Origin of the sequence: Stenotrophomonas sp. MYb57, assembly GCF_002966815.1 — a bacterium.
Classification (GTDB): domain Bacteria; phylum Pseudomonadota; class Gammaproteobacteria; order Xanthomonadales; family Xanthomonadaceae; genus Stenotrophomonas; species Stenotrophomonas indicatrix.
On sequence record NZ_CP023271.1, the window covers coordinates 2,175,570 to 2,187,522 of the forward strand.

Here is an 11,953-nt window from a genome sequence, read left to right on the forward strand (position 1 = left end):
AACGGCGGGTGCAGGGCCGCAGGCCCTGCAATGCAGAAAACCTTACTTCCCGCGCAGGCGGCTGTGCCTGAAGCCGTAGAAGAAGTAGATCACGAAGCCGACGAAGGTCCACACGCCCATCAGCATCCAGTTGTGCAACGTCATCGCCGACAGCAGCGCCAGGCAGCTGATCACGCCCAGGCTGCAGACCAGCCATGCACCCGGAATGCGGAACGGGCGCGGCAGGTCGGGCTGCGTGCGGCGCAGGATCAGTACGCCGGCGCAGACCGCCGCGAAGGCGATCAGCGTGCCCATCGAGGTCAGCTCGCCGAGGATGTCCAGCGGGAACAGCGCCGCCAGCAGGGCGATGCCGATGCCGGTGATGACGGTGTTGATATGCGGCGTGCGGTACTTCGGGTGGATCTTGGTGAACACCGGCGGCAACAGGCCGTCGCGGCCCATGATCATGAAGATGCGCGGCTGGCCGATGATCATCACCAGCACCACCGACGACAGGCCGATCAACGCACCGATTTCCACCACCACGCGCAACCAGCCCAGCTGCGGATGCGCGGCCACGGCAGTCACCACCGGCTCATCGGTGCCCAGCAGCTGGTAGGGCACCAGGCCGGTCATGACCGCGGCCATCGCGATGTACAGCACCGTGCAGATCACCAGCGACAGCATCATGCCGATCGGCATGTCGCGCTGCGGTTTGTGTGATTCCTGCGCGGCCACCGAAACCGCTTCGAAGCCGATGTAGGCGAAGAACACCATCGCCGCGCCACGCAGCACGCCTTCCATGCCGTACTTGCCGGGGCCTTCGTTGGCCGGGATGAACGGGGTCCAGTTGCTGGTGTCCACGTACTTCCAGCCGACCACGATCACCAGCACGATCAGCCCGGTCTTGAGGATGACCATGGCCATGTTCATCGCCGAGGATTTGCTGATGCCGACGTAGCACAGCCAGGTCAACAGCAGCACCAGGATCGCGGCGGGAATGTTGGCGATGGCGCCGGTGGGCCGCAGCTGCGCATCCAAGGGGGCGCTGACCAGCGCCGCCGGTAGATGGATGTCGAAATGGCTGAGCAGGCTGAGGAAATACCCGGTCCAGCTGACCGCCACGGCCGAGGCGGAGACGCCGTACTCGAGCACCAGCATCCAGCCGATGAACCAGGCCGAGAGCTCGCCGAAGGTGGCGTAGGTATAGGTGTAGGCGCTGCCGGATACCGGCACCATCGCCGCGAACTCGGCATAGGCCAGGGCGCAGAAGGCGCAGCAGATCGCGGCCAGCACGAACGAGAGCATGATGGCCGGGCCGGCGTGGTTGGCGGCGGCCTGGCCGGTGATGACGAAAATGCCGCCGCCGATCACGGCGCCGATGCCGAGTGCGGTCAGGCCCCAGGGGCCGAGGTGGCGACGCAGGCTCAGGCCGTTGGCGTCTTCATGGGCGGCATGCGGATGCTTGGTGGCCCACAGTTGCTTGAACATGTGTGGTGGTCTTGTGCGATGCGCCCGGTGACCGGGCGCGGGCGGAAATGCTTGCGGATATCGACGGGCCGGCGCAGGGGCCGGCCCGTCGGGAGGATCAGGGCGACTTGGCCAGCTTGCTGTGGCGCATGCCGTAGCCGAAGTAGATCAGCAGGCCCAGCACGGTCCAGCCTACGAACAGGTGCCAATGCACCACGAACGCCTGCCAGAACAGGAACAGGCACGACAGCGCGCCCAGCGGGCAGATCACCCACACCAGCGGCACGCGGAACGGACGGTGCAGCTCCGGGCGGGTGTAGCGCAGGATCAGCACGCCGATGCAGACCGTGGCGAAGGCCAGCAGGGTGCCCATGGAAACCAGTTCGCCCAGCACGTTCAGCGGCACCAGGCCGGCCAGCGACGCGGCGATGACGCCGACCACGATCGTGGCCCAGTACGGCGTGCGGAAGCGCTTGTGGACCTTGCCGAACACTTTCGGCAGCAGGCCATCGCGCGAGATGGTGTAGGCGATGCGGGTCTGGCCCATCATCATCACCAGCACCACCGAGGACAGGCCGGCGATCGCGCCGATTTCCACTGCGGTCTTCAGCCAGGACAGGCTCGGGTAGGCTTCCAGCGCGGTGGCCACCGGCTTGTCGGTGCCCAGCAGGTGGTAGGGCAGCATGCCGGTCAGCACCGCGCAGACGATGATGTAGACGATGGTGCACACCGCCAGCGAGCCGAGCAGGCCGATCGGCATGTTGCGCTGCGGGTCCTTGGTTTCACCGGCGGCGGTGGAGACCGCATCGAAGCCGATGTAGGCGAAGAACACGATGGTGGCCGCGCGGAACACGCCGCTCCAGCCGAACTCGCCGGACACGCCGGTGTTTTCCGGGATGAACGGGTGCCAGTTGGCCGGGTCCACGTGGGCCGCGCCGATGCCCACGAACAGGCAGATCACGAAAACCTTGATGGCCACGATGATCGCGTTGACGAACGCGGACTGGGTCACGCCCACGTACAGCAGGCCGGTCACCGCCGCCACGATCAGCACCGCCGGCAGGTTGAACAGCTTGCCGGAGGCGGCGAACTCGTGCCCGTTCCAGGCGATCGGCGCCGCGCTCAGCGCGTCCGGGAACGGCATGTGCAGGGTAGTGGTGATGAAGCTGATCAGGTACGCCGACCAGCCCACCGCGACCGAGGCCGAGGCGAACAGGTACTCCAGCACCAGGCACCAGCCGATGAACCAGGCCATGCCCTCGCCGAGCGTGGCGTAGGAGTAGGAATAGGCGCTGCCGGAGACCGGCATCATCGCTGCGAACTCGGCGTAGCACAGGCCGGCCAGCGCGCAGGCGATGCCGGCGAACACGAACGACAGCATGACCGCCGGGCCGGCGTGGTTGGCCGCGGCCTGGCCGGTAAGCACGAAAATGCCTGCGCCGATCACCGCACCAATGCCAAGCATGATGAGGTGTTTCGCCGTGAGGGTCCGTTTCAACGTGGCTTCGCCATCCAGGCTGCCTTCGATGGGTTCGCCGGCATCGACGTGCCCGGCCGGTTCGACCGGCTTGACCCTCAACAGAGCTTTCAGCATGCAGTACTTCCTGATGATCGGATTGGGAGGGCCGCCAGTACATTGCCGGCGGCCTGGAATCGTGAAAGCCGTGCGAACGGCCCGCTGTACCTTAGCCAATGCTGAAGGCACCGCACAAGCGCAAACGCAACAATGAACGGCGATAATTGCAGGTATTTTTCCAGGCACCCCGCATTCATGAGCGAAACCACCGAATCCCTTGCCGCACTTGACGATCGCTTGCGCGGCCTGCTGCATGACTATGCGCGCAATGAACCCGCCCACGACGCCCTTGCTGCCGAATTCGGCACATTGATCGACGATGCGGAAGATGCTTTCCGCCGCGAACGCCTGGCCGGCCACTTCACCGCCAGCTGCTGGCTGGTCAGCGCCGATGGCCAGCGGCTGCTGCTGACCCACCATCGCAAGCTGCAGCGCTGGCTGCAGCTGGGTGGCCACGCCGACGGCGACCGCGATCTGGCCCGGGTAGCGTTGAAGGAAGCCGAGGAGGAATCGGGCCTGAGCGGCCTGGTGCTGGATGATCCGGCCATCTTCGATATCGACAAGCACTGGATTCCCGAGCGCAAGGATGTGCCGGGGCACTGGCACTACGACGTGCGTTTCGTGATCCGTGCGCTGGGCGGAGAGAATTTCGTGCTCAGCGAGGAGTCGCTGGAGCTGGCCTGGCGACCGGTGGCCGAGGTCGCCAGCGATCCCCAGTCGGACGAATCGATGCAGCGCATGGCGCGCCGTTGGCTGGCGCGCTGAAAGACGCATCCACGCCACGCGTGGATGACGCAATGCCGGACGCATTCCGCCGGGCCACGCCCGGCGACGTACATCTCAATACAGGATGCGGGTGCGCAAGGTGCCCGGAATCGCCGCCAGCTCGTCACGCACCGCGCTGGCCTGCTCCTCGCTGGCGGTGATGTCGATCACCACGTAACCCACCTTCGGGTCGGTGCGCAGGAACTGGCCGTCGATGTTGACGTTGTGCCGCGAGAAGATCTCGTTGACCTTGGACAACACGCCCGGCACGTTCTGGTGGATGTGCAGCAGGCGCAGGCTGTCGGCGTGCTCGGGCAGGGTCACTTCCGGGAAGTTGACCGCCGACAGGGTGCTGCCGTTGTCGCTGTAGCGCACCAGCTTGGCCGCCACTTCGATGCCGATGTTGTCCTGCGCTTCCAGCGTGCTGCCGCCGACGTGCGGGGTCAGGATCACGTTGTCGTGGCGGGTCAGCGGCGATTCGAAGATATCGCCGTTGCCCTTCGGCTCGACCGGGAACACATCCAGTGCAGCGCCACCGATGTGACCGCTGGCCAGTGCTGCATCCAGCGCATCGATGTCGACCACGGTGCCGCGCGCGGCGTTGATCAGGTGCGCGCCGCGGCGCATCTTCGCCAGCTCGGTGCTGCCGATCATCCACTGCGTGGACGGCGTCTCCGGCACGTGCAGGGTCACGATGTCAGCACGCGCCAGCAGGTCGTCCAGGCTGGCCGCCGCACGGGTATTGCCCAGCGACAGCTTGGTTTCCACATCGTGGAAGATCACCTGCATGCCCAGCGATTCGGCCAGTACGCCGACCTGGGTGCCGATGTGCCCGTAGCCGATGATGCCCAGGACCTTGCCGCGCACCTCATGGCTGCCGCTGGCCGATTTCGACCAGCCGCCGCGATGGCATTCGGCGTTCTTCTGCGGGATGCCGCGGGTCAGCATGATCGCTTCGGCGATCACCAGTTCGGCCACGCTGCGGGTATTGGAGTAGGGCGCGTTGAATACCGGAATGCCGGCCAGCTCGGCCGCATCCAGGTCGACCTGGTTGGTGCCGATGCAGAAACAGCCGACCGCGATCAGGCGCTTGGCCTCGGCCAGCACCTCGGCACTGAGCTGGGTGCGCGAGCGGATGCCGACGATGTGGGCTTCGGCGATGCGCGCCTTCAGTTCGTCCTCGGGAAGCGCCTTGGTGTGCGCCTCGATCTGGCTGTAGCCGGCGGCGCTGAACACCTCCACGGCGGTCTGGCTGACCCCCTCCAGCAACAGCACGCGGATATCCTGCTTCGGGAACGAGGTCTTCTTCGGCGACATGGGGCGGCACGGCCAGTGGGACAGGGGCTGACCACTATGCCAGATCGCAACGCCCATGGTGCAGTGCGCAATTGGTTGCAACTGCAGCTATTGAAGGCCCTGCAGGGCTGGACGCTGGGCCCGGCCACTGGCACGCTTGCCCGTTCTTCACGCCCCGCGCTGGACCGTCATGACCGATTCCCGCATCGCCTCGTTGCAGCAGGCCTGTCCCGGCCTGAAGCTGAAGACCGACCCTGCCGACCTGGAGCATTACGGCCGCGACTGGACCCGGCGCTGGACACCGGCGCCGCTGGCGATCGCGTTGCCGGCCACGGTTGAAGAAGTGCAGGCGGTGATGCGCTGGACCGCGGCCGAGGGCGTGGCGGTGGTTCCCTCCGGCGGTCGCACCGGCCTTTCCGGCGGTGCGGTAGCGGCCAATGGCGAGCTGGTGCTGAGCCTGGAGCGGATGAACAAGGCGCTGGACTACGATGCGGTCGACCGCACCCTGGTGGTGCAGGCCGGCATGCCGCTGGAGGCGCTGCACAACGCGGCCCTTGAACATGGCCTCATCTATCCGGTGGACTTCGCGGCGCGCGGGTCGTGCTCGATCGGCGGCAACATCGCCACCAATGCCGGTGGCATCCGGGTGATCCGCTACGGCAATACCCGTGAATGGATCGCCGGACTGAAAGTGGTTACCGCCACGGGCGAACTGCTCGAACTCAACAAGGGCCTGATCAAGAACTCCAGCGGCTACGATTTCCGCCAGCTGCTGATCGGATCGGAGGGCACGCTGGGCGTGATCGTCGAGGCCACGGTGAAGCTCACCGACCCGCCGCCGGCCAGCAACGTGATGCTGCTGGCGCTGCCCAGCTTCGACGTGCTGATGCAGGTGTTCGCCGCCTTCCGTGCGCGGCTGCAGCTGCAGGCCTTTGAATTCTTCACCGACCGGGCGCTGGAACATGTTCTGGCCCATGGTGCGCAGGCACCGTTCGATGAGGTGCATCCCTATTACGTGGTGACCGAGTTTGCTGCCGGTGACGAGGCGCAGGAAGCGGCGGCGATGGCGGCCTTCGAGGACTGCATGGGCAACGGCTGGGTCAGCGACGGCGTGATCAGTCCCAGCGATGCCCAGGCGGCGCAGCTGTGGCGCCTGCGCGAGGGCATCACCGAGGCGCTGGCACGTTACAAGCCCTACAAGAACGATGTCTCGGTGCGGATCTCGTCGATGCCGGCGTTCCTGGCCGAGACCCAGGCGCTGATCGGCGAGGCCTACCCGCACTTCGACGTGGTCTGGTTCGGCCACATCGGCGACGGCAACCTGCACATCAACGTGCTCAAGCCGGACGGCACCAGCGATGCGGACTTCGTAAGCCAGTGCGAGCATGTCACCAAGCTGCTGGCGCAGGTGCTGGCGCGCTTCAATGGCAGCATTTCGGCCGAGCACGGCATCGGCCTGGTCAAGAAGGGCTACCTGGACAGCACCCGTGGACCGGCCGAGATCGCGCTGATGAAGGCGGTCAAGCGCGCATTCGATCCCGAAGGGCGGCTGAATCCCGGCAAATTGTTCGACCTTTGACACAGGCAAAGTCTTCACCCAGCCGTTACGCTCCACCCACCCAATCGATGAACTCCCCGACCATGATCCGTCCGTTCCTGCTGCTTGCCCTGTTGTCCCTGCCGCTGGCCGGCGTCGCTTCGAGTTTTGCCGGCACCTCGGCCGGTTCGGCGACGGGCGCCTCTTCGGGTTCCTCGGGCAGCAGTTCGGGCGATGACAAGGTGGTGCTGGCTGCCCGCGATGATGCGGCTGCGTTTGTCGCCAGCGATGGCCAGATCCGTGGCGCGCGCCTGCAGGCGGCACTGGTGCACCTGCGTGAGCAGGATGCAGCTGCGCAGCAGCAGAGCGACCTGCAGCTGGCACGCGCCCTGCTGGCGCGTTGATTCAGCGCCCGGGTAGTGCCGGCCGCTGGCCGGCAACCTCATGACACCTGCGTGGAACGCTGCCGGGCATGGCCCAACGCGACGGAAGCGGATGGGCTGGCTCGCTGCGTTGGCGTGGCTGGTCATTCCAACAGCCCATGCCGCCTACCGCCTGCAGCTGGACCCGGCCGGGCTGAGCCCGGCGCAGCAGCAGGTCGCAATGCAGACACTGGCTGATGTGCAGTCGTTGCTGCCCGACGGCCTGCTGCGTGCCTTGCCCACGCAGGTGCAGGTCGGCTGGCGTGTCGACCTGCCCGCCAACGTGCATGGCCGTGCCTTCGCCGGGGGCATCGCGCTGCGCCGCGATCTGCTGGACGACGATGTAGCCGGTGCCCGACGCGCACGGCGCAGTGCGCTGGTGCACGAGCTGACCCATGTTGCCGACCGCACGGGGGCGCACTGGTCACGCAGCGCCCGTTGGCGTGACCTTGCAGGTTGGCAGCGCAAGCCCTGGCATCTGGGTCGCGGTGACAACGCCTTCCGCGACCGCAGTCCCGATGCCTACGAACTGACCGACCCGGCCGAGTACCTGGCGGTGAACGCCGAACACTTCGTGCTCGATGCAGAGTTCGCCTGCCGCCGTCCGGCCTTGGCGCAGTGGTACCAGGCGCATTTCGGTACGCCGCCCTCGCTGCCCGCGCCGCACTGTGCGGGCACCGTTCCGCTGCTGCAGGCCGATGCGGAAGAGGGCGCTGCATCGCTGCTCGCACTGGACCCGGCGCGGGTGTATGCCGTGGACTACCTGTTCGCCGAAGGCAGTGCGCAGCCGATGAGCCGCTGGGGCCACAGCATGCTGCGGCTGGTGATCTGCCGTCCCGGCCGCGCGCCGGGGCCGGACTGCAGGCTGGACCTGGAGCATCATCGGGTGCTGTCCTTCCGCGCCTTCGTCGGCGATGTGCAGATCTCCAGCTGGCGCGGCCTGACCGGAGGCTATCCTTCGCGCCTGTTCGTGCTGCCGCTGCAGCAGGTGGTGGACGAATACACCAAGGTCGAACTGCGCGGACTGGCCTCGCTGCCGCTGCAGCTGGACCGCAGCGAGATTGCCAGCCTGCTCGAGCGCACCGCTCAGGTGCACTGGAGCTATGACGGTCGCTATTACTTCGTCAGCAACAACTGCGCGGTGGAGACGGCGAAGCTGCTGCAGGCCGGTGTCCCGCGCCTGGGCGAAGCCGGGCTGGCACAGCTGAGCCCGCGCGGGCTGCGCCGCCGCCTGGCGCGGCTGCACGCACTGGACGAGCAGGTGCTGGCCGATCCCGTGCAGGCCCAGGCGCAGGGCTATTACTTTGCTTCTGCGCGCGACCACTACCAGCAGCTGTTCGCGGTTGCCGCCGCGCAGATGGCGTTGCCGGCGCGCGATGTGCGCGCATGGCTGGCGCTGCCGGCGCAACAGCGCGCACCGTGGTTGCTGCGTGGTGATGTACGTGCCAGTGCCGGCCTGTTGCTGCTGGAACAGGCGGCGCAGCGGCGCGCGGAGCTGCGTGCGCGCGATGCACTGAAGCGACGGTTGCTGGCCAACCCGGACAGCAGCGCTACCCGCTCGCTGCGCGCGTTGCTGGAACAGAGCGGGCAGTGGTTGCGGCCGGGCCAGTTGCTGGCCGACGCTGGCTACGGCCTGCCGCAGGCGGACGAACAGGCGGAGGTGGCACGGGCAGCGGCCGCTGCCAGCGTACAGGCGGTACCCGCTTGGCAGGCGCTGCGCGTGCAGCTGCGCGCGCAGTTGCCGTCATCACAGCAGCGCGAGCTGGATGACATCGACCGCAATCTCGCTGTGTTGGGTGCGCACGTGCGTGAGCAGGCGGCCGCAGTGCCGCCTACTGGCGCGGCAGCTCGATGATGAAACGACTGCCGCCGCTGGTGCCCGGGGTGCAGTAGACCTGGCCGCCGTGCGCATCGGCGATGGCCTTGACCACCGCCAGGCCGAGGCCACTGCCACCGCCCAGGCGCGATCGTGAGCCGTCGCCGCGCATGAATGGATTGAAGATGTCCGCGTGCAGGGCCGGGTCGATGCCCGGGCCTTCGTCTTCGATCGCCACCTGTACGTGGGCCACGGTGTCATGCACGGCGATGTGTACCTTGCCCGGGTTGGCATAGCGGCGCGCGTTTTCCAGCAATGCCAGCAGCGCTTGCCGCAACCGCGTCGGGTCGCAATGGGCGGGGTGCTCCTCGCGGCTGGTTTCCAGCTCCAGCACGAAGCCGGCGCTGCGGAACGCGGGATCCACCAGGGTCATCACCGAATGCACCTCGGCCACCACATCGGTACGGGCGCGGCGCACGTCGAGGCGCGCGTTGTCGGCCAGGCTCAACACCCGCAGGTCCTCGATCAGCCGTGACAGGCCCTCGACCTGCGCGAGCAGGCTGCGGAACTGCGACTCATCGGGCTGGAACACGCCTTCGGCCAGGCCCTGCAGGCGGCCGCGCAGGATCGTCACCGGCGTGCGCAGTTCGTGGGCGATGGCCGCGTGCCACATCACCCGTTCGCTTTCCATATGCTGCAGACGGCGTGCCATTGCGTTGAAATCGTCCACCAGCGCTGCGACCTCGCCGGGCGAGTTGGCCTCGGCCGTGGCGCGCGCGCCGAGATCGCCGCCAGCCAGCGCACGCACGCTGTCCACCAGTGAATTGAGCGGCGACAGGATGCGGTGGGCCAGTCGGAACGAGGCAGCGATCGCCAGCGCCAGACCGGTCAGGATCACCCCGACCATCCAGGCCAGCTCCGGTCCGCTTGGCAGCCAACCTTCCGGCTCTTCGGCGCTGGCCGGGAAGAACTCGATCAGTACGGCGTACAGCAGCCACGAAGAGAGGATCACCATCACGATGACGCCAACGACCATCAGCGACATCGATACGATGATGTGCCGGCTGAGCCCGGAGCGGCGCATCAGCGGTCGGCCATCAGGCGGTAGCCGACACCGCGCACGCTGGCCGGAATCTGGGTGAGACCCACTTCGTCCAGCTTGCGCCGCAGCTTGCTGACATGGCTGTCCACGGTGCGCTCCAGCGCTTCGCTCTCCGGCAGGCATTCGTGCATCAGCTCGCTGCGGCTGAAGATCCGTGACGGGGCCAATGCCATGCAATGCAGCAGCTTGAACTCGGTGAGGGTCAGCAACAGCTCGTGGCTGTAGCCGTCGCCTTCCACATGCACGGCGTGGGTGGCGGTGTCGATCAGTAGCGGGCCCACGCGAAGGGCGCTGGGGGCATCCGCCCGCGGGCTGCGCAGCGTACGCCGCAGTACTGCACGCACGCGCGCCGCCACTTCTGCCGGGTTGAACGGCTTGACCACATAGTCATCGGCACCCATCCGCAATGCGGTCAGCTTGTCCAGATCCTGGTCCAGCGCGGTCAACATGATCACCGGCGTTTCACCGCGCTGGCGCAGCTGGGTCAGCACGCTCCAGCCATCCAGTCGCGGCAGCTGCACGTCCAGCAGCACAAGGTCCGGGCGCATGCTGCGATGCATGTCCAGGGCGATCTGGCCATCGGCCGCACGCAAGGTGCGCAGGCCCTCGCGTTCAAGGTAGGCGGCAAGGATGTCGGCGATCTCGGCTTCGTCCTCGACGATCAGGACCAGCGCCGCGAGGGCAGGGGAGGCATGCATGGCAAGGCGAGGCCGGAAGGTGCTTGTCCTCCATCGTATCTCCACAGTTCCTCCATCGAAACCCCATCATCGCCACGCACACTGCGCGCTTCATGATTCCTCAGCCGCGTCTGCGGCACTGTGCACAGCAATGAGAACCTTCAGGACTCCGGTCGCGCTGGTCGCGGCCTTCGCCTTGGCCATGACGGCCTGCTCCCGCCCCGAACCCACCGTCGAAGCCGTGCCGCGTGTCAGCGTGGTCACCGTTGGCCCGCAGGTGGTGCAGCGCGATGATGAACTACCCGGTCGGGTGGCGGCGGTGCGCACCGCGCAGATCCGTGCGCAGGTCGGCGGCATCGTGCAGCGCCGGATGTTCGAGCAGGGCGCGGAGGTGCATGCCGGAGAGCCTCTGTTCCAGATCGACCCGGCGGCGTTCCGCGCCGACGTCGATTCGGCGCTGGCTGCCCTGCAGCGCAGCGAGGCGGCACTGGGTCGCAGCCGGGTGCAGTCACAGCGGCTGCAGGCATTGGCGGCCGCACAGGCGGTCAGCCAGCAGCACCGCGACGATGCCAGTGCCGAGCATGAGCAGGCCCGGGCGGCGGTCAACGAGGCGCGCGCGATCCTTGCGCGACGCCAGCTCGACCTGCGCTACGCCACGGTCAGCGCACCGATCGATGGCCGCATCGATCAGGCGCTGGTGACCGAAGGCGCGCTGGTCGGCGTCGCCGATGCCGAGCCGATGGCGGTGGTGCAGCAGATCGACCAGGTCTACGTGGACGTGCGCCAGCCTGCTTCGCAGCTGCAGTCCCTGCAGCGCAGCGCGGTGGACGGCGAGTTGCCGGTGACGATCATCGGCGCGGCGGGTACGCCGCTGCCCGAGCGCGGCCGGCTGCTGTTCTCCGGTGTCAATGTCGATGCTCGCACCGGCGATGTGATCCTGCGCATCCTGGTCGACAACCCGGAGCGGCAGTTGTTGCCGGGCATGTACGTGCGTGCGCGGGTGCCGCGTGGTGCGCCGGCCAGCGCGTTGCTGCTGCCGCAGCAGGCAGTGCTGCGCAGCGCCGGTGGCCAGGCCTATGCCTGGGTCATCGCCGCCGATGGCAAGGCGGTGATCCGCACGCTGGAGGTGGACGGCAGCGTCAACCGGCAATGGCTTGTGCGGCACGGCCTGAAGGCCGGCGAGAAGGTGGTGGTGGAAGGCCAGGAGCGCCTGCAGGAAGGCGTGCTGGTCGATCCGCGCGACTGGCAGGTGCCGGTCGCCAGTGCCAGCGCACCGCCGACATCCGAACGCCAGGGCTGAGCCCTTCCAGGAA

The 11,953-nt window shown here is 67.4% G+C and carries 10 protein-coding genes; 5 read left to right on the plus strand and 5 right to left on the minus strand.

Features of this window, described 5'->3' with window-relative positions:
- Window positions 1-42 precede the first annotated feature (42 nt).
- Both CLM74_RS10060 and CLM74_RS10065 read right to left on the minus strand, forming a co-directional pair.
- Window positions 43-1,470: an amino acid permease gene (locus tag CLM74_RS10060; RefSeq protein ID WP_025874783.1), complete on the minus strand. Its 1,428-nt coding sequence runs from the start codon at window positions 1,468-1,470 to the stop codon at window positions 43-45.
- Window positions 1,471-1,567: 97 nt separating this feature from the next.
- Window positions 1,568-3,043 carry an amino acid permease gene (locus CLM74_RS10065; RefSeq protein ID WP_025874781.1) on the minus strand — a complete coding sequence of 492 codons (1,476 nt, stop codon included), beginning with the start codon at window positions 3,041-3,043 and terminating at the stop codon, window positions 1,568-1,570.
- A gap of 132 nt (window positions 3,044-3,175) precedes the next feature.
- Between CLM74_RS10065 and CLM74_RS10070 the strand changes: the two genes are divergently transcribed.
- Window positions 3,176-3,790: an NUDIX hydrolase gene (locus tag CLM74_RS10070; RefSeq protein ID WP_105163980.1), complete on the plus strand. Its 615-nt coding sequence runs from the start codon at window positions 3,176-3,178 to the stop codon at window positions 3,788-3,790.
- A 75-nt stretch (window positions 3,791-3,865) separates the two neighbouring features.
- Here the strand turns inward: CLM74_RS10070 and serA are convergent, their stop codons facing one another.
- Window positions 3,866-5,107, minus strand: a complete 1,242-nt coding sequence (gene serA / locus CLM74_RS10075; RefSeq protein ID WP_032975510.1) for a phosphoglycerate dehydrogenase — start codon at window positions 5,105-5,107, stop codon at window positions 3,866-3,868.
- A 169-nt stretch (window positions 5,108-5,276) separates the two neighbouring features.
- On the opposite strand from serA, the gene CLM74_RS10080 reads away from it, so the two are divergent.
- The 3 genes from CLM74_RS10080 (at window position 5,277) to CLM74_RS10090 (ending at window position 8,900) form a co-directional block, all read left to right on the plus strand.
- A complete protein-coding gene (locus CLM74_RS10080; protein WP_105163981.1) occupies window positions 5,277-6,665 on the plus strand; it encodes an FAD-binding oxidoreductase in 1,389 nt (462 codons plus the stop codon).
- A gap of 62 nt (window positions 6,666-6,727) precedes the next feature.
- Window positions 6,728-7,027, plus strand: a complete 300-nt coding sequence (locus CLM74_RS10085) for a DUF2388 domain-containing protein (RefSeq protein WP_032975508.1) — start codon at window positions 6,728-6,730, stop codon at window positions 7,025-7,027.
- A 40-nt stretch (window positions 7,028-7,067) separates the two neighbouring features.
- Window positions 7,068-8,900, plus strand: coding sequence for a DUF4105 domain-containing protein (locus CLM74_RS10090; protein WP_105163982.1), 1,833 nt, complete (start codon window positions 7,068-7,070; stop codon window positions 8,898-8,900).
- On the opposite strand, the gene CLM74_RS10095 is transcribed toward CLM74_RS10090, so the two are convergent.
- Window positions 8,878-9,945: an ATP-binding protein gene (locus CLM74_RS10095; protein WP_105163983.1), complete on the minus strand. Its 1,068-nt coding sequence runs from the start codon at window positions 9,943-9,945 to the stop codon at window positions 8,878-8,880. The two genes, CLM74_RS10090 and CLM74_RS10095, sit on opposite strands and share 23 nt — an antisense overlap.
- On the minus strand, window positions 9,945-10,661 hold the full coding sequence (locus tag CLM74_RS10100; protein ID WP_025874768.1) for a response regulator: 717 nt from the start codon (window positions 10,659-10,661) through the stop codon (window positions 9,945-9,947). The genes CLM74_RS10095 and CLM74_RS10100 overlap by 1 nt, the downstream gene beginning before the upstream one ends.
- Window positions 10,662-10,791: 130 nt before the next feature.
- Here CLM74_RS10100 and CLM74_RS10105 point away from each other — a divergent pair, with 130 nt between their 5' ends.
- Complete coding sequence (locus CLM74_RS10105) at window positions 10,792-11,940, plus strand: efflux RND transporter periplasmic adaptor subunit (RefSeq protein WP_059064094.1); 1,149 nt, start codon at window positions 10,792-10,794, stop codon at window positions 11,938-11,940.
- The last annotated feature ends 13 nt before the right edge of the window (window positions 11,941-11,953 follow it).